Source organism: Streptomyces sp. V4I23, assembly GCF_030817975.1.
Classification (GTDB): domain Bacteria; phylum Actinomycetota; class Actinomycetes; order Streptomycetales; family Streptomycetaceae; genus Streptomyces.
On record NZ_JAUSZW010000004.1, the window covers coordinates 5891141 to 5912275 of the forward strand.

At 70.9% G+C, this 21135-nt stretch carries 18 protein-coding genes and 1 pseudogene; 10 read left to right on the top strand and 9 right to left on the bottom strand.

Features of this window, described 5'->3' with window-relative positions; all coding sequences use genetic code 11:
• Positions 1-34: 34 nt before the first annotated feature.
• The 4 genes from lspA to QFZ82_RS29070 all read left to right on the top strand — a co-directional run bounded on the left by lspA (position 35) and on the right by QFZ82_RS29070 (position 3713).
• Positions 35-595 carry a signal peptidase II gene (gene lspA, locus QFZ82_RS29055; RefSeq protein WP_307715962.1) on the top strand — a complete coding sequence of 187 codons (561 nt, stop codon included), beginning with the start codon at positions 35-37 and terminating at the stop codon, positions 593-595.
• Positions 596-612: 17 nt separating this feature from the next.
• Complete coding sequence (locus tag QFZ82_RS29060; RefSeq protein ID WP_307715963.1) at positions 613-1554, top strand: RluA family pseudouridine synthase; 942 nt, start codon at positions 613-615, stop codon at positions 1552-1554.
• Positions 1551-2030 (top strand): GNAT family N-acetyltransferase, encoded by a 480-nt coding sequence (locus tag QFZ82_RS29065; protein WP_307715964.1) that lies wholly within the window; start codon positions 1551-1553, stop codon positions 2028-2030. The genes QFZ82_RS29060 and QFZ82_RS29065 overlap by 4 nt, the downstream gene beginning before the upstream one ends.
• A gap of 96 nt (positions 2031-2126) precedes the next feature.
• Positions 2127-3713 carry a Na+/H+ antiporter gene (locus QFZ82_RS29070; RefSeq protein WP_307715965.1) on the top strand — a complete coding sequence of 529 codons (1587 nt, stop codon included), beginning with the start codon at positions 2127-2129 and terminating at the stop codon, positions 3711-3713.
• 36 nt (positions 3714-3749) lie between these two features.
• Here the strand turns inward: QFZ82_RS29070 and QFZ82_RS29075 are convergent, their stop codons facing one another.
• Both QFZ82_RS29075 and QFZ82_RS29080 read right to left on the bottom strand, forming a co-directional pair.
• Positions 3750-4268, bottom strand: coding sequence for a cyclopropane-fatty-acyl-phospholipid synthase family protein (locus tag QFZ82_RS29075; protein ID WP_307715966.1), 519 nt, complete (start codon positions 4266-4268; stop codon positions 3750-3752).
• A gap of 67 nt (positions 4269-4335) precedes the next feature.
• Positions 4336-5463 (bottom strand): mechanosensitive ion channel family protein, encoded by a 1128-nt coding sequence (locus QFZ82_RS29080; RefSeq protein ID WP_307715967.1) that lies wholly within the window; start codon positions 5461-5463, stop codon positions 4336-4338.
• 45 nt (positions 5464-5508) lie between these two features.
• Between QFZ82_RS29080 and QFZ82_RS29085 the strand changes: the two genes are divergently transcribed.
• The gene (locus QFZ82_RS29085) at positions 5509-6078 is read left to right on the top strand and encodes a dienelactone hydrolase family protein (RefSeq protein ID WP_307715968.1); all 570 of its coding nucleotides are present in this window, start codon (positions 5509-5511) and stop codon (positions 6076-6078) included.
• Positions 6079-6153: 75 nt separating this feature from the next.
• Here QFZ82_RS29085 and QFZ82_RS29090 read toward each other — a convergent pair whose 3' ends face one another.
• From QFZ82_RS29090 to QFZ82_RS29110, 5 genes and pseudogenes are all read right to left on the bottom strand, one after another.
• Positions 6154-7161, bottom strand: a complete 1008-nt coding sequence (locus QFZ82_RS29090) for a zinc metalloprotease (protein ID WP_307715969.1) — start codon at positions 7159-7161, stop codon at positions 6154-6156.
• 296 nt (positions 7162-7457) lie between these two features.
• Positions 7458-9104, bottom strand: a complete 1647-nt coding sequence (locus tag QFZ82_RS29095) for an alkaline phosphatase (RefSeq protein ID WP_307715970.1) — start codon at positions 9102-9104, stop codon at positions 7458-7460.
• A gap of 102 nt (positions 9105-9206) precedes the next feature.
• The gene (locus QFZ82_RS29100) at positions 9207-10022 is read right to left on the bottom strand and encodes a thioredoxin domain-containing protein (protein WP_307715971.1); all 816 of its coding nucleotides are present in this window, start codon (positions 10020-10022) and stop codon (positions 9207-9209) included.
• A gap of 65 nt (positions 10023-10087) precedes the next feature.
• A pseudogene (locus QFZ82_RS29105) lies at positions 10088-10799 on the bottom strand (hypothetical protein).
• A 37-nt stretch (positions 10800-10836) separates the two neighbouring features.
• Complete coding sequence (locus QFZ82_RS29110; protein ID WP_307715972.1) at positions 10837-12171, bottom strand: DUF2252 domain-containing protein; 1335 nt, start codon at positions 12169-12171, stop codon at positions 10837-10839.
• A 178-nt stretch (positions 12172-12349) separates the two neighbouring features.
• Here QFZ82_RS29110 and dnaE point away from each other — a divergent pair, with 178 nt between their 5' ends.
• Positions 12350-15889: a DNA polymerase III subunit alpha gene (dnaE, locus tag QFZ82_RS29115; RefSeq protein WP_307715973.1), complete on the top strand. Its 3540-nt coding sequence runs from the start codon at positions 12350-12352 to the stop codon at positions 15887-15889.
• A 103-nt stretch (positions 15890-15992) separates the two neighbouring features.
• On the opposite strand, the gene QFZ82_RS29120 is transcribed toward dnaE, so the two are convergent.
• Positions 15993-16163, bottom strand: coding sequence for a hypothetical protein (locus tag QFZ82_RS29120; RefSeq protein WP_307715974.1), 171 nt, complete (start codon positions 16161-16163; stop codon positions 15993-15995).
• Positions 16164-16467: 304 nt separating this feature from the next.
• On the opposite strand from QFZ82_RS29120, the gene QFZ82_RS29125 reads away from it, so the two are divergent.
• From QFZ82_RS29125 to QFZ82_RS29140, 4 genes are read left to right on the top strand one after another with little or no spacing between them, the layout of a single operon-like run.
• The gene (locus tag QFZ82_RS29125; protein ID WP_307715975.1) at positions 16468-17754 is read left to right on the top strand and encodes an NYN domain-containing protein; all 1287 of its coding nucleotides are present in this window, start codon (positions 16468-16470) and stop codon (positions 17752-17754) included.
• A 20-nt stretch (positions 17755-17774) separates the two neighbouring features.
• Positions 17775-18749 (top strand): ABC transporter ATP-binding protein, encoded by a 975-nt coding sequence (locus QFZ82_RS29130; RefSeq protein ID WP_307717876.1) that lies wholly within the window; start codon positions 17775-17777, stop codon positions 18747-18749.
• A complete protein-coding gene (locus QFZ82_RS29135) occupies positions 18746-19564 on the top strand; it encodes an ABC transporter permease (protein ID WP_373429339.1) in 819 nt (272 codons plus the stop codon). The genes QFZ82_RS29130 and QFZ82_RS29135 overlap by 4 nt, the downstream gene beginning before the upstream one ends.
• A 34-nt stretch (positions 19565-19598) precedes the next feature.
• Positions 19599-20276, top strand: a complete 678-nt coding sequence (locus QFZ82_RS29140; RefSeq protein ID WP_307715976.1) for an ABC transporter permease — start codon at positions 19599-19601, stop codon at positions 20274-20276.
• 352 nt (positions 20277-20628) lie between these two features.
• Here the strand turns inward: QFZ82_RS29140 and ybaK are convergent, their stop codons facing one another.
• The gene (gene ybaK, locus QFZ82_RS29145; protein WP_307715977.1) at positions 20629-21135 is read right to left on the bottom strand and encodes a Cys-tRNA(Pro) deacylase; all 507 of its coding nucleotides are present in this window, start codon (positions 21133-21135) and stop codon (positions 20629-20631) included.

Below are 21135 nucleotides of genomic sequence, written 5' to 3' on the forward strand. Positions count from 1 at the left end.
GTCCTCAGTCAGGCACCTAGGTTGAGGGACTCACGTGGCAGAGGCGGAGCGCATCATCGGTACGCCAGATGTTGACGACGAGGCGGCGGCACCTGCCGAGAAGCCCCAGGGCAGGCGCAGGGTCGTCGCGCTCTTCGCAGTGGCCCTCGTGGCCTATCTGCTGGACCTGGTCAGCAAGATCATCGTGGTGGAGAAGCTGGAGCACCACGCGCCGATCGAGATCATCGGCGATCTGCTGAAGTTCGAGGCGGTCCGCAACCCCGGCGCCGCCTTCGGCATGGGCGAGGCCTTCACCATCATCTTCACCTTCATCGCGGCGAGCGTGATCGTCGTGATCATCCGGCTGGCGCGCAAGCTGTACAGCCTGCCCTGGGCGATCGCGCTCGGCCTGCTGCTCGGCGGTGCGCTCGGCAACCTCACCGACCGGATCTTCCGCTCGCCCGGCGTCTTCGAGGGCGCGGTCGTCGACTTCATCGCGCCCGCGCACTTCGCCGTCTTCAACCTCGCCGACTCCGCGATCGTCTGCGGCGGTGTGCTCATCGTGCTGCTGTCGTTCCGGGGCCTGGACCCCGACGGGACCGTCCACAAGGACTGACAAGGCATACTCGACGGGTGAGTACCCTTCCCGAGATCCGCACCCTGCCCGTACCCGACGGCCTGGAGGGCGAGCGCGTCGACGCCGCCATCTCCCGTATGTTCGGGTTCTCCCGTACGAAGGCGGCCGAGCTCGCCGCAGCCGGGAAGGTGCAGGTCGACGGCTCGGTCGTCGGCAAGTCCGAGCGGGTGCGCGGCGGCGCCTGGCTCGAGGTGGAGATGCCCCAGGCGCCCGCGCCGGTGCAGATCGTGGCCGAGCCCGTCGAGGGCATGGAGATCGTGCACGACGACGACGACATCGTCGTGATCATGAAGCCGGTCGGCGTCGCCGCGCACCCGAGCCCCGGCTGGACCGGGACCACCGTGATCGGCGGACTCGCCGCGGCGGGCTACCGCATCTCCACCTCGGGAGCCGCCGAGCGCCAGGGCATCGTGCACCGTCTCGACGTCGGCACCTCCGGGCTGATGGTGGTCGCCAAGTCGGAGCGGGCGTACACGCTGCTCAAGCAGCAGTTCCGGGAGCGTACGGTCGACAAGCGCTACCACGCCCTCGTGCAGGGCCATCCCGACCCGCTGAGCGGCACCATCGACGCCCCCATCGGCCGGCACCCCAGCCTGGACTACAAGTGGGCGGTCACGGCGGAGGGCAAGCCGTCGGTGACGCACTACGACCTCATCGAGGCGTTCCGGGCGGCGTCGCTGCTGGACATCAAGCTGGAGACCGGCCGCACGCACCAGATCCGGGTGCACATGGCGGCGCACCGCCACCCCTGCGTCGGTGACCTGACGTACGGCGCCGACCCCACGATGGCCAAGCGCCTCCGCCTGACCCGGCAGTGGCTGCACGCGGTGCGGCTCGGGTTCGAGCACCCCTCGGACGGGCAGTGGGTCGAGTTCGCGAGCAAGTACCCGGACGACCTCCAGCAGGCCCTGGAGACGATCGCCGCGGAGAGTGCGTGACCGCGTACACCGTGCGGGTCGCGGCCGGCCCCGAAGACCGTGAGGCGTGCTTCGCCGTCCGCAAGGAGGTCTTCGTCGCCGAGCAGCGGGTGCCCGAGGACATCGAGTACGACGCCCACGACGCCGAGGACGCCGGCACCGTCCACGTCCTCGCGGTCCGCGCGGACGGTGTGCCGCTGGGCACCGGCCGCCTGCTGCACGGCGCGGCCGCCGCCGACCGGACCGGCGGCGACCTCACGGTCGGCTCGCTCGGTCGGCTCGCGGTGACCAGGGACGCGCGCGGGCTCGGCGTGGGCGTGGCGCTGGTGCGCGCCATCGAGGACGCGGCGCGCGACCGGGGCCTCGCGGCGGTCGACCTGCATGCGCAGACCCACGCGCTGGGCTTCTACGAGCGGCTCGGCTACGAGGCGTACGGCGCCGAGTTCCTCGACGCCGGGATACCGCACCGGTCCATGCGGCGCGACCTGCGTTCCTGAGCACCCCGGCGGGCTAGCCGTGTAAGCGGCCCGGCCGGTCCCCGTGTCAGGGTTGAGACCTTGATCCTCAAGGTTCCAGGCCGGCGGAGGACCATCGTGGACCAATTGGCCCTTTTGTTCGCCCTGTTGTTCGGCGCCGTGGTGACCGTGCCGCTGGGACAGCGGCTCGGGCTGCCCGCGCCGGTGCTGATGACGCTCGCCGGGATCGTGCTGGCCCTGCTGCCGTTCGTACCGAACGTCGACGTGCCGCCCGATCTCATCCTCCCGCTGCTGCTGCCGCCGTTGCTGTACGCGGCCGTCCAGCGCACCTCCTGGCGGCAGTTCACCGCGAACGCCCGGCCCATCCTGCTGCTCGCCGTCGCGCTCGTGTTCGTCACGACCGCGGCGGTCGCGGCCGTCGCCCATGCCGTGGTCCCCGGCCTGCCGATCGCCGCGGCGGTCGTGCTCGGCGCGCTGGTCGCGCCTCCCGACCCCGTGGCGGCCACGGCCGTCGCGGGCTCGCTGGGGCTGCCGCGCCGACTGGTGTCGATCATGGAGGGGGAGGGGCTGTTCAACGACGTCACGGCCATCGTGCTCTACCACGTGGCGATCGCGGCGGCCGTGAGCGGCGAGTTCTCCTGGGGGGTCGCCGCGGGGGAGCTGGTGCTGTCGGCCGTGGTCGCCGTGGCGGTGGGGCTCGTGCTCGGCTGGCTCTCGGACAAGCTGATGGGGCTGCTCGGCGACGCGACCCTGCAGGTCGGCCTCTCGCTGATGGTGCCGTTCGTCAGCTATGTGCTGGCGGAGGAGCTGATGGGCTCCGGGGTCCTCGCCGTCCTGACCACCGCGCTGTTCCTCGCCGAGCGCACCGCGGACCCGGACGACGTGATGGGCCGGCTGGCCGGGAGCACGTTCTGGCAGATCGTCGACACCCTCGTCACCGGGGTCGCCTTCGGGCTCATCGGCCTCGAACTGCACAACGTCTTCGGTACCGCCGACGGGCGGCTCGGGCGGCTGCTCGGCTGGAGCGCCGTGGTCGTCGCGGTCGTCGTCGGCGTACGGCTGCTGTGGCTGCTGCCCGCGGCCTGGCTCGCCAAACGGATGCACCACCTGCGCGACTACGACGAGGACGTGCCCACCAGCTGGCGGGAGACCGTCGTCCTGTGCTGGGCGGGGATGCGGGGCGTGGCATCGGTCGCCCTCGCCCTCGCGATCCCGCTGGAGACGGACCACGGCACGGGGTTCCCGATGCGCGAGGTGATCATCTTCATCGCGTTCGCCGTCATCATGGCGACCCTGGTCTGCCAGGGCCTGACCCTGCCGTGGCTGGTCCGGCGGCTCGGGGTGCGCGCGGACACCGGCGCCGAGCGTGAGCTGGAGCGCAGCCTCGCCGTCCGGGCGGCGCGGGCGGCGAGGGCCCGGCTCAAGGAGATCGAGGCCGAGGAGGACCTGCCCGAGGATGTCAGCGAGCGGCTCCATCGTGGCGCCGTCGAGATGGGCGCACGGATCAGCCCGGACATCGTGGACGACGAGCGGCGCGACTGGTTCGCGAAGCGGACCGAGCGGATGGCGACGGTGCGGCGCATCCAGCGGGAGATGATGTCGGCCGCGCGCCACGCGGTGCTCTCGGCGCGCAACGAACCGGGCGCGGACCCGGAGATCGTGGACCGGGTGCTGCGGCACCTGGACGTGCACAGTCTGCGGTGAGCCTCCGCCGCTCCGGGCCGGGCCGCAGTGACCTCGTCAGACCACGGTGACCTGGACGCCGAGCAGCGTGGATCCCTCCGTCCGGCCCGTCGAGATCACCGTGGTCGCACCCGGCCAGGTGAGCTTGGGCAGGAGGATGCCCTCCAGCTCGCGCGCCCTGCCGTGCTCCGGGGGCTCGTAGAACAGCGACAGCGTGCCGCCCGGGGCCAGCAGGCCGCGCAACAGGGCCACTTCGCGCTCGGCGGCGCACGTCCAGAAGACGTTGACGTTCACCGCGAAGATCTTGTCGAACCGGTCCCCGCCGGGCGGCAGTTCGGCGAGGGCGACCTGCCGCACCTCGGCGCGGCCGTCCGTGATGTGCGCGCGGTTGCGCCGGCGGGCCGCGTCGACGGCGTGCGCCGAGCGGTCGATCGCGGTGACGGTGCCGGTGGTCAGCCGCCCGGCAACCAGATCGAGCGCGACGCCGGGGCCGCAGCCGATCTCGAGCACACGGTCGTCCGGCCGTACGTCCAGCTGTTCGACCGCCCAGACGAGGCGCCGCGGCACAGAGGTCACGCGCCCAGGGTAGGGACGTCCCTGCCGTGGGGACAGCCGCCGCGCCACGGACGCAGCGGCCGGGGCGTCAGCCGCGGCCCGTGCGCGGGGAGTCGTCCTGTACGGGGACGGGGCCGGGCACCGGTGCGGAGGAGTGCGCGGGCCACTGGTCCGACGGCGGCAGCGAGGCCGCCGACGTCGCGATGCGCGGCAGCGCGTACGGGTGCTTCTCGCACAGCCAGGCCACCATCTGCTCACGCACCGTGCACCGGGCCGTCCAGACGTCGTCGGCGTCCTTCGCCGTCACCACGGCCCGCACCTGGATCGTGCTGGGCGTGGTGTCCGTGACGGCGAGGCTCCAGTCGCGGCGGTCCCAGGCGGGGCAGTCCTCCAGGATCTCCAGCAGCTTCTCCCGCATCAGCGCCACCGGCGCCGAGTGGTCCAGGTGGAAGAAGACGGTGCCCGTCATCTGCGCGCCGCCGCGGGACCAGTTCTCGAACGGCTTGCTGGTGAAGTACGACACGGGCATCGTGATCCGCCGCTCGTCCCAGGTCCGCACGGCCAGGAAGGTGAGCGTCACCTCCTCGACCATCCCCCACTCGCCGTCGACCACCACGGTGTCGCCGATGCGCACCATGTCGCCGAACGCGATCTGGAAGCCGGCGAACAGGTTGCCGAGCGTCGACTGCGCGGCCACGCCCGCGACGATGCCGATGATGCCCGCCGAGGCCAGCATCGAGGTGCCCACCTTCTCCATGCCGGGGAAGGTCAGGAGCATCGCGGCGACGGCCACGACGGCCACGACCGCGGTGACGATGCGCATGATCAGCGTGACCTGCGTGCGCACCCGGCGGACGCGTGCCGGGTCCCTCGTCGAGGACGCGTAGCGGGCGTACGTCGACTCCACGGCGGCCGACACGATCCGGGTCACCAGCCACGCGCTGGCCCCGATCAGCACCAGGGACAGGATGTGCCCGATGCCCGCGCTGCGGTCCCGTACGAGCGGCTGGTGGATCTCGCCGTACGACGCGCGCAGCAGTCCTCCGAGGAGCACGACCTGCAACGGCAGGCGGCAGCGGCGCAGCATGCCCCACAGCGGGGTCTCGGGGTGGCGGTCGTCCACGCGGCGCAGCAGCCGGTCGACGGCCCAGCCGACGAGCAGCGTCAGCACCACCGATCCGCCGACGACGGTCAACGGGCGCAGTACGTTCTCCATGTCTCCTGACTCCGTGAGGCGAAGGCCGGCTGGGAGGATGGCCGGATGAACATCATCCTTTTCCATTCGACCTTCGGTCTGCGCGCGGCGGTGCACGCGGCCGCCGACCGGCTGCGTGCGGCCGGGCACGAGGTTCGCGTGCCCGACCTGTTCGACGGGCAAACCGCCGAGACCGTGGAGGAGGGCAGGGAGCTCAGGGAGAGGATCGGCACGGACGAGCTGCTGCGGCGGGCGATCCACGCCGCCGCTCCCCATTCCGACCAGGGGCTGGTGTACGCCGGCTTCTCACTCGGCGGCGCGATCGCGCAGAACCTCGCGCTGGGCGACGAGAAGGCGCGCGGGCTGCTGTTGCTCCACGGCACCTCCGACATCGCGGAGGGCGCGTCGGCGGACGGCCTGCCCGTCCAACTGCACGTCGCGGACCCCGATCCCTTCGAGCCCGACGACTGGCTGAACACCTGGTACCTGCAGATGCGGCGGTCGGGCGCGGAGGTGGAGATCCACCGCTACGCGGGCGCGGGCCACTTGTACACGGACCCCGATCTGCCCGACTACGACGAGGAAGCCGCAGAGCGGACCTGGCGGACCGCCCTCGGCTTCCTCGACACACTCTGATGACCTGACCTGACCTGACCCGGCGTCGGGCACGGTGCCGCGGACCTGCCGCACCGTGCCCGTGCGGGAGACGTGTCAGCCGGCGCGGTACGCCGTCCAGTGGTCCTTCATGCGCTGCACCTGGCCCGAGGTGAACTGGTACATGCACGCGTCGTACGTGTAGTCCATGAAGTTGTGGATCGGGTCCACACCGGGCTTGCTGGCGCAGGTGTCACGGCCGGTCGGGCACTGGTACGCGGCGCTCTTCTCGGCCGGGGTGTCGCTCACGTAGTCGCCGTTGCCATTGCAACCGCCCTGGAAGGTGTGGTAGAGGCCCATCCAGTGGCCGACCTCGTGGGTGGCGGTGTCGCCCTCGTCGTAGTTGGCGGCGGTGCCGCCGGGCAGCGAGGCGTCGAGGACGACCACACCGTCCATCGACGGGTTGGAGCTGTACGAGGTCGGGAAGGTCGCCCAGCCGAGCAGGCCGCCGCTGAGGTTGGCGGTGTAGAAGTTGAGCGCGCCGGCGCCGCCCTGGCGGAGGGTGGACTTCATCTCCTTCTCGGCGGTGGAGCCGGAGGCCAGGTTGTACCAGGCCGGGTTGTTCGAGTAATCGGTGCCGGCCAGCGTGAACTGGAAGCCCGAGTCGACGTTTCCGGTGCCATGCCCGGCGAACGCCGAGTTGAGGACCGCCATCTGGCTGCTGATCTGGGCGCTCGTCAGCTTGCCCTTGTCGCCGTCGTGGATGACGTGGAAGTAGACCGGGATGTTCACCGCGGCGGCGGTGGACAGGCCGCGGGCGTTCGTGCGCGCCGCTTCCAGTCTCTTCTTCAGGTCCGCGTCCATGGCCTTCGCCTTGGCCTCGGTGACCTCGTTGGGCTCGTTGACGTGGCCGGCACCGGGACGCGTCTCGCGGGCCGTGGCGCTCTCGTGCTCGTGGGTGCCCTCGACGCACTCCTCGGCGGAAGTGGCGGCGGTGACGGCGGACTTAGGGGCGGCGACGCTGCCGGGGGCGGAGAGCGGCGCGATGGCCAGGGTTCCGGCCATGATCGCCGTACCGACTGCGCGGTGGCGCAGACGGGGGGATATACGGGCAAGAGCACGCATGACGTCTCCTCGCGGGGGGTTGTAGAGGGGGCCTTTCCTGGCCACCGCGGGGAGATTACGGGTGCATGTCAGATCTTGATGAGGATCGATCAAGCCCAATCAATCGTTGGGTCATTGCGGACATCGGGGAGAAAGGTTTCGGCCACGTCCGGCCCGTGAGATCGGCGCGTAACGAAGTGCGTGACGACGACGGGTGGTGTGTCCGCATTCATGGGTGCGGAACTCACCACCCGTCGTAGTGATGTGATCTTCTGTTAACAGTGTGACGAGTGACTGAAAACAGCCCCTCGTCTACGTCAGCGCACCGGCTGATTCACGCGCTCGACCTTCTGTGTTCCGCTGAGGGTGCGGTAGGAGCGCGACCACGACGACGTTGCGTCACGGTTCGTCCGGTCCGAGATGGTGTAGTAGTCCATCTGCGTCCGCTCGGCGGTCACATCCAGGACCCCGTAGCCGTGCGCGTCCATGTCCACCCACTTCACATGGCGGTTGGCCGCCCGGATCGCGGCCTGCGCGACCAGCGAGACCGTGCCCGGCGCCACATGGAGGATGTCGTCCAGGTTGTCGGAGGTCACCGACGTCACCACGAACTCGGTCGCCGCGGACGCGGACAACGGGTACGTGGCGGCCCTGACCGGCACGTCGTTGGCCCAGGCCATGTGGATGTCGCCCGTGAGGAACACGGTGTTCCGGATACTGTGCTGCGTCAGGTGGGCCAGCAGTTCCTTGCGGTCGTCCGTGTAGCCGTCCCACTGGTCGACGTTGACCGCCAGCCCTTCCTGCGGCAGCCCCAGCAGCTCGGCGAGCGGCCCGAGCAGATGCGCCGGCAGGGAGCCGAAGGCGACCGGCGAGATCATCACCGAGGTGCCGACCAGCTTCCAGGAGGCGTCGGAGGACGCCAGGCCCGCCTTCAGCCAGTCCAGCTGTGCCCGGCCGGTGATCGTGCGGTCCGGGTCGTCCACGTCGCCGTTGCCGATGCCCGACTGCTGTGAGCGGAACGAGCGCAGGTCCAGCAGGTGCAGATCGGCCAGCTTGCCGAAACGCAGCCTGCGGTACACGGTGCCCTCGGTGGACGCGCGCACCGGCATCCACTCGAAATAGGCCTGCTTGGCCGCCGCCACCCGCTCCGCCCACGCGCCCTCGGCGCCCGGCGTGTGGTTCTCCGCACCGCCCGACCAGGTGTCGTTGGCGAACTCGTGGTCGTCCCATATCGCGATCACCGGATGCGCGGCGTGCAGCGCCTGCAGATCGGCGTCCGTCTTGTAGGTGGCGTGCCGCAGGCGGTAGTCGGCGAGGCCGGTGATCTCGTGTCCCGGCTCGTGCCGCCGCACGACGTACTCCTCGGCCGGGTAGCCGCCCGTGGCGTACTCGTAGATGTAGTCGCCGAGATGCAGGACCGCGTCGAGGTCCGGGCGGGCGGCGAGATGGCGGTACGCGGAGAACCAGCCGGCCTCCCAGTTGGCGCACGAGACCACGCCGAAGCGCACACCGGCCGCGGCGGCGCCGGCGGCCGGAGCCGTACGCGTGCGGCCGACCGGGGAGACGGCGGAACCGGCCCTGAACCGGAACCAGTAGGTGCTCGCCGGACGCAGACCCCGGACGTCCGCCTTGACGGTGTGGTCCGAGGCGGCCCGGGAGGTGTCGCTGCCCCGGGCGACGACCCGCCCGAAGTCCCTGTCCTCCGCGACCTCCCAGTCCACCCGCGTGTCCGCGCCCCTGCCGGAGCCGGGCACGGCGTCCGCGCTCGGCGTGACCCGCGTCCACAGCAGGACGCCGTCGGGCAGCGGGTCGCCGGAGGCGACGCCGTGGAGGAAGGAGGGGGTCTGGTCCGCCGCGGTGGCGGGGGCCGCTGCGACCGCGAGTGCGGGAGCGGCGACAGCGGTGGCGGCAACGGCCTTGACGACCGTGCGGCGACTGGGAGTTGAGGTGATTCGACTGGTCACGGCCGATCAGACTACTGATCGGTACGCCGAACGGGCGGGCGAACTCGGAAAGTTCGCCCGCCCGTTCGGAAACGGTCAACCGCGGCCCCGCCGCGGGTGTGCTCAGCCCTTGAGGGCCTTGTCGATCGCCGTGGTGTACTGCTCCACCGTCATGGGCGCGTTGTCGCTGCCCTCGGCGGTGATCTTCTTGCCGTCCATCCTCAGCGTCGGCGTGCCGCCCACGCCGCTGTCGTCGAACGTCTTCGACATCTTCATCGCCCAGGCGTCGAAGGTCCCGTTCTCGACGTTCTTCCTGAACTCGCTGTTGTTCTTCAGCGCGGGCACCGAGTCGGCGACCTCGAGCAGGTACGCGTCCTTGGCGAACTTGTCGTCGCTCTCCTCGGGGTGGAACTTCTCCGAGTACAGCGCCGACTTGTACGCCATGAAGGCGTCGGGGCTCACGTCGAGAGCGGCGCCGAGCGCGCTCAGCGCGTTCTTCGATCCCTCGCCGTTGTCGGTCTTGTCGATGAACGTGGCGCCGATGTACTTGATCTTGTACTTCCCGGCCTCGACGTCCTTGTCGACCGTCTCGCCCACGGCCTGCTCGAACACCGCACAGACCGGGCAGCGGGAGTCCTCGTACAGCTCCAGCGTCTTCTTGGCGTCCGCCTTGCCGATGACGACACTCGTGCCGTCCTTGCCCTCGGTGTTCTTCGGGGCGGTGACGCTGGTCGCGTCGGCGGCCGCCTCCCAGTGGGACGGCTTGTTGGCCTGCATGATGCCGAAGCCGACACCGCCGGCGATCGCCAGGACCAGCACGCCGGTGCCGGCGACGATCAGCTGCCGGCGCAGCTTGTCCTTCTTGGCCTGGCGCTCGCGCTCCAGACGCAGCCGCTCACGGGCCGCCGCCTTGTTGGCCTGGCTGTTGCGCTTGCTCATGATCATTCACTCCATGGGGACGGGGGTGGCACAGGGGACTTCCGGCCGGGCGCGCAGAGCGCGGTTCACGCGCAGAGCGCGACCGGACGCGGGGGTCCCCTCCGTCCGACGGAGTGCACCAGCAGGCGCGCACGGGAGGAGCGGGGCTCGCGGTGCCCCCGGCGGCCCGTCGTGCGCGGAGCGCCCTCGCTGCCGCACAGCGCGGCGGCCGCGAGCAGCAGCGGACGGAAGGCGAAGGTCCCCACCGAACGCAGCAGGGCGGCGAGCGCCGCCTCGCCCCGCCGCAGCCAGGCCGCGGCGAGCAGCCCCACCGAGACATGGGCGGCGAGCAGCAGCCAGGGCACGGCGGGGTCGGGCGAGTCCAGCACGCCGCCGAGGCCGCCTGCCTCCGCGCCCGGCGCGACGCCCGGCAGCCGGGCGCCGACGCTGCCGCCGCACAGCACGTCGAGGCCGACCGAGCGCAGCGACCCGGTGACCGGGCCGCCGGCAGCTCCGTAACACGCGTGCTGGCCCGCGGTGAAGACCGTGTCGGCGGCCAGCTCCAGCGGGATCAGCAGAGCGGCGATCCGCCCGAAACCGCGCTCCTCGCCCGACAGCGCGTAGGCGACGGCGAAGACGGCGGCCGCGAGCACGGCGACGGTGGCCAGCGGCAGCGGGGCCTGCGAGAGCAGCACATGGGAACGAGAGCAGCACATGGGAAGCGGCGGACAGCGTCACGACCAGTGCCGTGAAGACCGCCGCCCGCAGCGCTCTGAGCCGCGTCCCTGATATGTCCATCGCCGGTGAGTGTGCCACGCGCCGCTGTAAGAGATCCCTAAAGAGCCCGCAGGCCAGGAATCCTGCCGTTGCGGAACAGGTCCACGAAGATCTGGTGGTCGGCGCGTGCCCGGGCGCCGTAGTCGTGCGCGAAGGAGACCAGCAGGTCGCCGAAGCCGTCCTCGTCCGCCGCGATCGCCGCGTCGATGGCGCGCTCGGTGGAGAACGGCACCAACGAGTGCCCGCTCTCGTCGTCCGCCGCCGCGTGCATCGTCGCCGTCGCCCGGCCGAGATCGGCGACGACGGCGGCGATCTCCGCCGGGTCGTCGATGTCCGACCAGTCCAGGTCCACCGCGTACGGAGAGACCTCGGCGACCAGCTGGCCGGAGCCGTCCAGCTCCGTCCAGCCCAGCCACGGGTCGGCGTGGTCCTGGAGCGCGCGCTGCGAGATCACCGTGCGGTGGCCCTCGTGCTGGAAGTAGCCGCGGACGGCGGGGTCGGTGATGTGCCGGGAGACGGCCGGCGTCTGCGCCTGCTTCATGTAGATCACGACATCGTTCTCCAGGGCGTCGCTGTTGCCCTCCAGGAGGATGTTGTACGACGGGAGGCCGGCCGAGCCGATGCCGATGCCGCGCCGGCCCACCACGTCCTTGACCCGGTAGGAGTCGGGCCGGGTCAGGCTCGACTCCGGCAGCGTCTCCAGGTAGCCGTCGAAGGCGGCGAGCACCTTGTACCTCATGGCCGCGTCCAGCTCGATCGAGCCGCCGCCCGCGGCGAACCGGCGCTCGAAGTCGCGGATCTCCGTCATCGAGTCCAGCAGCGAGAAGCGGGTGAGCGAGCGCGCCGTGCGCAGCGCCCCGAGCAGGGGGCCGTCGGCGGTGTCGAGGGTGAAGGGCGGGACCTCTTCGTTCTTCGCGCCGGTCGCGAGGGCGTGGATGCGCTCGCGGTAGGCGGCGGCACAGATCCGCACCAGGTCGGTGATCTGCTCGTCGCCGAGCGCCTTGGTGTAGCCGATCAGGGCGAGCGAGGCGGCCAGGCGCTTGAGGTCCCAGGTGAAGGGGCCGACATAGGCCTCGTCGAAGTCGTTGACGTTGAAGATCAGGCGGCCGTTGGCGTCCATGTAGGTGCCGAAGTTCTCCGCGTGGAGATCGCCGTGGATCCACACCCGGCCGGTGCGCTCGTCCAGGAAGGGCCCGCCGTGCCGCTCGCTCTGGAGGTCGCTGTAGAACAGGCAGGCCGTGCCCCGGTAGAACGCGAAGGCGGAGGCCGCCATCTTGCGGAACTTGACCTTGAAGGCGGCCGGGTCGGCGGCCAGGAGCTCGCCGAAAGCGGTGTCGAAGACGGCGAGGATCTCCTCGCCGCGCTGCTCGGCGGTGGGCTGCGGGACCGGCATCGCGGAGTGCCTCCTGGTGCATGACAAACGGGACAGCTTTTCCGCCCCGTCCAACGCATGACGGTACGCAGGAGTGCCCGCGAAGTGTCAGTCCCGCGACGTAGACTTCCACGCTGTCCCCCAAAGCGGGGGTCTGGGGGTCGCCCCCCAGAAGACTGCAGCCCGGAGGCCCGCCACCGTGACCAAGCCGCCCTTCACGCACCTCCACGTCCACACCCAGTACTCGCTGCTGGACGGTGCCGCGCGGCTCAAGGACATGTTCAATGCCTGCAACGAGATGGGCATGACGCACATCGCCATGTCCGACCACGGCAACCTCCACGGGGCGTACGACTTCTTCCACTCGGCGAAGAAGGCGGGGGTCACCCCCATCATCGGCATCGAGGCGTACGTCGCTCCCGAGTCGCGCCGCAACAAGCGCAAGATCCAGTGGGGCCAGCCGCACCAGAAGCGGGACGACGTCTCCGGTTCGGGTGGTTACACCCACAAGACGATCTGGGCCGCGAACGCGACCGGCCTGCACAACCTCTTCCGCCTCTCCTCCGACGCGTACGCGGAGGGCTGGCTGCAGAAGTGGCCGCGTATGGACAAGGAGACCATCTCCCAGTGGTCCGAGGGCCTGATCGCCTCCACCGGCTGCCCCTCCGGAGAGCTCCAGACCCGGCTGCGCCTCGGCCAGTTCGACGAGGCCCTCAAGTCCGCCTCCGAGTACCAGGACATCTTCGGCAAGGACCGGTACTTCCTGGAGCTGATGGACCACGGCATCGAGATCGAGCGCCGCGTCCGCGACGGACTGCTGGAGATCGGCAAGAAGCTCGGCATCCCGCCGCTGGTCACCAACGACTCGCACTACACGTACGCCCACGAGGCCGGCGCCCATGACGCGCTGCTGTGCATCCAGACCGGCAAGAACCTCTCGGATCCCGACCGCTTCAAGTTCGACGGCACCGGCTACTACCTGAAGTCGACCGACGAGATGTACGCGATCGACTCCTCGGACGCCTGGCAGGAGGGCTGCCGCAACACCCTCCTGGTGGCCGAGCAGGTCGACACCACCGGCATGTTCGAGAAGCGCGACCTCATGCCGAAGTTCGACATCCCCGAGGGCCACACCGAGGTCACCTGGTTCAAGGAGGAAGTCCAGCGCGGCATGCACCGCCGTTTCCCGGACGGCATCCCCGAGGACCGCCAGCGCCAGGCGGAGTACGAGATGGACGTCATCATCCAGATGGGGTTCCCGGGGTACTTCCTCGTCGTCGCCGACTTCATCATGTGGGCCAAGAACCAGGGCATCGCGGTGGGCCCTGGCCGAGGATCCGCAGCCGGTTCGATCGTCGCGTACGCCATGGGCATCACCGACCTCGACCCCATCCCGCACGGTCTGATCTTCGAGCGCTTCCTCAACCCCGAGCGCGTCTCCATGCCCGATGTCGACATCGACTTCGACGAGCGCAGGCGCGTCGAGGTGATCAGGTACGTGACCGAGAAGTACGGCGCCGACAAGGTCGCCATGATCGGCACGTACGGCAAGATCAAGGCGAAGAACGCGATCAAGGACTCCGCCCGCGTGCTGGGCTACCCGTACGCGATGGGCGACCGGCTCACCAAGGCCATGCCCGCCGACGTCCTGGGCAAGGGCATCGACCTCAACGGCATCACCGACCCCTCGCACCCCCGCTACAGCGAGGCCGGCGAGATCCGCGGGATGTACGAGAACGAGCCGGACGTGAAGAAGGTCATCGACACCGCCAAGGGCGTCGAGGGCCTGGTCCGGCAGATGGGCGTGCACGCCGCCGGCGTGATCATGTCCAGCGAGACCATCACCGAGCACGTCCCTGTGTGGGTCAGGCACACCGACGGCGTCACCATCACCCAGTGGGACTACCCGAGCTGCGAGTCGCTCGGCCTGCTGAAGATGGACTTCCTCGGCCTGCGGAACCTGACGATCATGGACGACGCCGTCAAGATGGTGAAGTCCAACAAGGGCATCGACATCGACCTGCTCGCCCTGCCGCTCGACGACCCGAAGACCTTCGAGCTGCTCCAGCGCGGTGACACCCTCGGCGTCTTCCAGTTCGACGGCGGCCCCATGCGGTCCCTGCTGCGGCTGATGAAGCCCGACAACTTCGAAGACATCTCCGCCGTGTCCGCGCTCTACCGCCCGGGCCCGATGGGCATGAACTCGCACACCAACTACGCCCTGCGCAAGAACAAGCAGCAGGAGATCACGCCGATCCACAAGGAGCTGGAGGAGCCGCTCCGGGAGGTCCTGGACGTCACCTACGGCCTGATCGTCTACCAGGAGCAGGTCCAGAAGGCCGCCCAGATCATCGCCGGTTACTCGCTCGGCGAGGCCGACATCCTCCGCCGCGTCATGGGCAAGAAGAAGCCCGACGAGCTGGCGAAGAACTTCACCATCTTCCAGGCCGGCGCCCGGAAGAACGGCTACAGCGACGAGGCCATCCAGGCCCTGTGGGACGTGCTGGTCCCCTTCGCCGGATACGCCTTCAACAAGGCCCACTCCGCCGCGTACGGACTCGTCTCCTACTGGACGGCGTTCCTCAAGGCCAACCACCCCGCCGAGTACATGGCGGCGCTGCTCACCTCGGTCAAGGACGACAAGGACAAGTCGGCCGTCTATCTGAACGAGTGCCGGCGCATGGGCATCAAGGTCCTGCCGCCCAACGTCAACGAGTCCATGTCCAACTTCGCCGCCCAGGGCGACGACGTGATCCTCTTCGGCCTCACCGCCGTGCGCAACGTCGGCCAGAACGTGGTGGAGTCGATCATCAAGACCCGTAAGGCCAAGGGGAAGTACAGCTCCTTCCCCGACTTCCTCGACAAGGTCGAGGCCGTCGTCTGCAACAAGCGCACCATCGAGTCGCTCATCAAGGCCGGCGCCTTCGACACCATGGGCCACACCCGCAAGGGCCTGGTCGCGCACCACGAGCCGATGATCGACAACGTGGTGGCGGTCAAGCGCAAGGAGGCCGAGGGGCAGTTCGACCTCTTCGGCGGCATGGGCGAGGAGGAGAGCAGCGAGCCCGGCTTCGGACTCGACGTCGAGTTCTCCGACGTCGAGTGGGAGAAGTCCTACCTGCTCGCGCAGGAGCGGGAGATGCTCGGCCTCTACGTCTCCGACCACCCGCTGTTCGGCATCGAGCACGTCCTCAGCGACAAGACGGACGCGGCGATCTCCCAGCTGACCGGCGGCGAGCACGCGGACGGCGCGGTCGTCACCATCGGCGGCATCATCTCCGGCCTGCAGCGCAAGATGACCAAGCAGGGCAACGCCTGGGCGATCGCCACCGTCGAGGACCTCGCCGGCTCCATCGAGTGCATGTTCTTCCCGGCGACGTACCAGCTCGTGTCCACGCAGCTCGTCGAGGACACCGTGGTCTTCGTCAAGGGGCGGCTCGACAAGCGGGAGGACGTCCCGCGGCTCGTCGCCATGGAGCTGATGGTCCCCGACCTGTCGTCGGCCGGGACCAACGCGCCGGTCGTCGTGACCATCCCGACCGTCAAGGTCACCCCGCCCATGGTCAGCCGCCTCGGCGAGATCCTCAGCCACCACAAGGGCAACACCGAGGTGCGGATCAAGCTCCAGGGTCCGCGCAAGACCACGGTGCTCCGGCTCGACCGGCACCGGGTCCAGCCCGATCCCGCTCTGTTCGGTGACCTCAAGGTGCTGCTCGGCCCGTCCTGCCTGGCCGGCTAGGGGGTGTCCGGCCCCTAGCCGGGCACCCGCCTCAGCCGCCTCCCGGCACGCAGAAGGGGCGCGCCCGTCGTCACGGGCGCGCCCCTTCTGCCCATCAAGTCCGTCAGTTGTGGCCGAAGCGCTTCTGCCGGCCCTTGTGGGCGACATCGGACGGCGTGACCTGCGCCGCGCGCTGCTCGGCCTGCGCCTCCATGGACGACTTGGTGGCCTCCTGGTGGCCGCGCTCCGCCGGCGAGGACTTCTGACTGCGCTCACGGTTCTTGTTCTTGGCCATGGTGGGTGCCTCCTGTGGGTTCTAGGGGCCAGGGCCGCTGTCAGGCTCACATAGCCGAACAACCCGCGCATTTTGGATCATTGCGGACCGTAATCGCCCGCCGGAGTCCTGGACCCGCCCGATCCGCCACGCCGATGATCGAGTTCCGGACGTCAACCCTGCGGCAGTCGGGCAGACTCGAAGGAAACCCGGAACAATCCCTGATCCGGACCTTTCTCGACCTCCGAGTTCCCGACGGCCACCGGAAATGCGGTGATTGCGGAAGGGCTCCCGGGAACGTCGCCGAAAGAGTCCCCGAAAGAGGGTGGAACGCGTGGACCGCTGCGTCGTCCTGGTGGACGCCGGATATCTGCTGGGCGCCGCCGCGAGCCTTCTCGCGGGAGAACCGGCGCGGTCGCGGATCACCGTCGATCATTCCGCCCTCATCCAAGGCCTGCGCGACCTCGCCGAGGCCGACACCGAACGCCCGCTGCTCCGCATCTACTGGTTCGACGGCGCCCCCGACCGGGTGCCCCAGCCCGAGCACCGCAGGCTGCGCGTGATGCCGCGCGTCACCGTCCGGCTGGGTGCCCTGACCCGCAGCGACGGCCGCTGGGCGCAGAAGGGCGTCGACGCGGCCATGCACGCCGAACTCACCGAACTGGCCAGGAACCGCGCCTGCTCCGACGTGGTGCTCGTCACCGGCGACGGCGACCTCCTGCCCGGTCTGATGTCCGCGAAGGAACACGGCGTCGCCGTCCACCTGTGGGCCGTCCAGGCCGCCGACGGCGACTACAACCAGTCCGAGGACCTCGTCGCCGAGGCCGACGAACGCCGCGTGCTCGACCGGGCCTGGATCACCCGCGCCGTACGGGCCAAGGAGCTGAGCGGCATCTGCGCCCCGGCCCCCGTGCCCCGCCCCGAGATCGCCGCCATCCTGTCCGCGCCGCTGCCCGAGTCGGCGCTCGCCGCCTCCGACGAGCGCGCGGCGGACACCACCCCACGCAACGGCACACCGACCGCGTCCGCCGACGCCGCGACCGGCACCGCATCCGCACCCGCCCCCTCCAAGGGCGTGCCCACGCCCAAGGACCTCGCCGGACTGCGCGCCCCCGGCCTGCACCACGCGCCGGCCACCCCCGCGAACGCCACCCTGCGCTGGTCCTCCGACAAGGGCTGGATCGACCGCTCCGGCCAGGGAGCCCTCGGCGAACCGCCCGAGAGCGCGTCCCTGCCCACTCTCGCCCAGCTCACCAGTGCCGAGCAGCGCTGGGCCGACCGAGAGGAGGACATCACCACCGTCGGCGGCGACCCTTTCGAAGTGGGCCAGGTCTTCGCGCGCCGCTGGATGGAGCGGCTGCCCGAGGCGGGCCACGTGCAGAACCTGTCCAGCATGTACCCGCGCATCCCGCACCGCATCGACGGTGAACTGCTGCGCTATGCGGCGCGTTTCGGACTTCTCGCCCACAAGGACGACCAGATCGACGAGCACGACCGCTATGCCATCCGCGCGGGATTCTGGCGCGAGATCGACGTGAGAACGGCCGCCGAGCACGCCCCGACGGGGGAGCAGTCGGGGCCCGAGGGCATCCGGGGCGGCCGGACCCCGTAGTCTCGTACCTCGTGAGTACGGTGTGCGTGGTGCGGGATCTGGTCAAGACGTACCCCGCCGCGCGCGGCAGGAGGGGCACGCCCGGGACACCCGAGGTGCGGGCCACCGACGGGATCAGTCTCGACGTCCGGCGCGGCGAGATCTTCGGCCTGCTCGGACCCAACGGCGCCGGCAAGTCCACCCTCGTCCGCCAGCTCACCGGGCTCATGCGCCCCGACTCCGGCAGCGTCGAGCTCCTCGGCCACGACCTGGTGCGCCATCCCGAGCGGGCGGCCCGGCTCGTCGGCTACCTCGGCCAGGAGTCCACCGCCCTCGACGAACTCACCGTCGCCCTCGCCGCCGAGACCACCGGGCGGCTGCGCGGGCTGACCGTACGGCAGGCACGCGACGAACGCGACGCCGTCCTGGACGAGCTCGGACTCACCGCCCTCGCCGCGCGCCCCCTCAAGAAGCTGTCCGGCGGCCAGCGGCGCCTCGCCTGTTTCGCGGCGACCCTTGTCGGCGAGCGGCCCGTCCTCGTCCTGGACGAGCCGACGACCGGCATGGACCCCGTCGCCCGGCGTGCCGTGTGGGCGGCCGTCGACCGCCGTCGCGCCGAACACGGCGCGACCGTGCTCCTCGTCACCCACAACGTCATCGAGGCCGAGACCGTCCTCGACCGCGTCGCCGTTCTCGACCAGGGCCGCGTCATCGCCTGCGACACTCCCTCCGGGCTCAAGGAGCGGGTAGCGGGGGAGGTCCGCGTCGAGCTGGTGTGGCGCGAGCGGGCGCCGCTCGATGTCCCCGAGGTCGCCGCGCTGCAGGACTTCGCACAGGAGTCGGGCCGCCGCTGGGTGCTGCGCCTCGCGCCGGAGGAGGCGCGGGCCGCGGTCGCCGCGGTGACGGGCGGCGCGGCGTTCGCGGCGCTCGACGACTTCACCCTGGCCACCCCGAGTCTGGAGGACGTGTACTTGGCACTCGGCGGGAACGCGACGAAGGGGCTGGTCAAGGCGTGAGCATCATCTCCGCCGCATCGGCGAGGACCGTGCGCGGGGCTGCCCCCGTCCCGGAGGACGCCGCACCGCTCGCGCCACGGGCGCGACTGCTGCCGGCGCTCGCCGCGGTGTACCGCGCGCAGCTGTCCCGGGCGCGGGTCGCCCGGATCCCGCTGCTGTTCGTCGCGACCTTCCAGTCCGTCGGGATCATGGTCCTGATGCGCGGGGTCGTCGACGGCGGCACCGAGGCGAAAGCGGTCGTCGCCGGCGCGAGCGTGCTCGTCGTCGCCTTCGTCGCGCTGAACCTGCTCGCGCAGTACTTCGGGCAGCTGCGTGCCGGGGGCGGCCTCGACCACTACGCCACACTGCCGGTGCCGCCCGCGGCGGTGGTGCTCGGGGCGGCCGGGGCGTACGCCTCCTTCACCGTGCCGGGCACCGTCGTGACGGCCGTCGCGGGCAGCGTGCTCTTCCAGCTGCCGCTGACGCACCTGTGGGTGCTGGCCGCGGTGATCCCGCTGTCCGGCGCGGCACTCGCCGGCCTGGGCGCGGCCCTCGGCCTGCTCGCGCCGCGCCAGGAGCTGGCCACGCTGCTCGGCCAGCTGGGCATGTCGGCGGCACTGCTGCTCGGGGTGCTCCCGGCCGACCGGCTGCCGGGACCGATCTCGTACGCGCGCGACCTGCTGCCCTCCACGTACGGCGTCGAGGCGCTCGCCCGTACCTTCGACGCGCGTCCCGACTGGGCGGCGGTCGGCCTCGACCTGGCGGTCTGCGCGGCCGTCGGCGTGGTGTCGCTGGCGGTGGCGACGTGGGCGTACCGGCGGGCGGCAGTCCGGTGAGGCGTCACTCGTGTGGGCCTGGCACGATGGCGGTGTGACCGCACCGCTGACTCCTCCTCACCGGCCGAACCGGCAGCCCTCGGGCGACAACCCCTGGCAGGCGCCGCCCACCGGCCCTGTCCCCGCGGGTGCGACCTGGACGGGCGACGGGCCGGCCCCGAAGGACGGGCCGGACACGGACGACCTGAGGAAGGACCTCAAGGACGGCGCCGTGGTGTTGGTGGCCGTGACGGTGCTCGGTGTGGTGCTCGGTCTGCTGTGGCTGTGGCTGGCGCCGCGGGTGCCGCTGGTCTCCAACGACAGCGGCGTCTTCCTCAAGGACACGGAGGGAGAGGAGGCCATCGGCGCGGACGGAACGTTTGTGCTGCTGGCGGCCGGGCTGGGCGCGCTGAGCGCGGCGGCCGTCTTCCTGTATCGCCGCCGCGGCGGAATCGTCCTGGTGCTGGCCCTCGCGCTCGGCGGCCTGCTGGCCTCGCTGCTCGGCTGGGGCGTGGGCGTCTGGTTCGGCCCGACGCAGGACGTGGTGGAACACGCGCGCCAGGCGGGCGAGGGCGTGACGTTCGACGCGTATCTGGAATTGGGCGCGAAGAACGCGCTGCTGGCGTGGCCGTTGGCGGCGATGGCGGTGCACCTGGGGCTGACGAGCCTCTTCGCGCCGCATGACCCGGAGCCGGAGCTCGACCCGCACGGGCCGTGGCCGGGCTCGTCCTGAGTTCCCCACCCCGCCCCTTCCCGCAACTGGGGCTCCGCCCCCCGGATCCCTGTCGTCCTGCGCCCAGGCGGGCGGGGGCTGGGCTTCGGCCCGGATCGGGGGTCCTGCGCCCCGGTGGGCGTTGTGCTCAGGGGCTTCGCCCCCGGACCCCGCGGGCCTGGCCCGAGCCGCCCCTGTCCGCCGGGTCTGGCGGCGTGGGTGGGGGCGTCCGGAAGGAAGCCAGGAAGTGCCGTGTCCCGCACGGGGCTGATCCGCGCGGCGAGACCGCCCCGCCGACGACAGGGGCTCGGGGCCGGGAACTCGGCCTCGCCGACGTGTGAGGCGCGGGGTTCGGGGCCGAGCCCCGAGAAAGCTAGGCGCGCCCGATCGGGGCCACTGTCGCCGACGTCAGGTCGGCCAGCGCCTCCGGGGACAGCTCGACCTCCAGCCCGCGGCGGCCCGCCGAGATGCAGATCGTCTCGTGGGACGACGCCGACGCGTCCAGGACCGTCGGGAGGCGCTTGCGCTGGCCCAGAGGAGAGATGCCGCCGCGCACGTAGCCCGTCGTGCGTTCCGCCGCCGCCGGGTCCGCCATCGTCGCGCGCTTGCCGCCCACCGCCGCCGCCAGGGCCTTCAGGTCGAGCTGGCCCGCGACCGGGACCACCGCCACCGTCAGGGCGCCGTCCACGTCCGCGACGAGGGTCTTGAAGACGCGGTCGGCCGGGACACCGAGCGCCTGTGCCGCCTCCTCGCCGTACGACGGCGTCGACGGGTCGTGGTCGTACGCGTGGAGCGTGAACGGCGTGCCCGCGGCCGTCAGGGCAACCGTCGCCGGAGTGCCACCCGTGCCGCCCGACTGCTTCTTCTGCTTCTTCGCCAC

Excerpts from the sequence above, each read along its gene's own strand:
- QFZ82_RS29120 (WP_307715974.1), bottom strand. The coding sequence starts at position 16,163 with ATGGCCAAGAACAAGAACCGTGAGCGCAGTCAGAAGTCCTCGCCGGCG.
- QFZ82_RS29085 (WP_307715968.1), top strand. The coding sequence starts at position 5,509 with ATGAACATCATCCTTTTCCATTCGACCTTCGGTCTGCGCGCGGCGGTG.
- QFZ82_RS29090 (WP_307715969.1), bottom strand. The coding sequence starts at position 7,161 with ATGCGTGCTCTTGCCCGTATATCCCCCCGTCTGCGCCACCGCGCAGTC.
- QFZ82_RS29080 (WP_307715967.1), bottom strand. The coding sequence starts at position 5,463 with ATGGAGAACGTACTGCGCCCGTTGACCGTCGTCGGCGGATCGGTGGTG.
- QFZ82_RS29110 (WP_307715972.1), bottom strand. The coding sequence starts at position 12,171 with ATGCCGGTCCCGCAGCCCACCGCCGAGCAGCGCGGCGAGGAGATCCTC.
- QFZ82_RS29100 (WP_307715971.1), bottom strand. The coding sequence starts at position 10,022 with ATGAGCAAGCGCAACAGCCAGGCCAACAAGGCGGCGGCCCGTGAGCGG.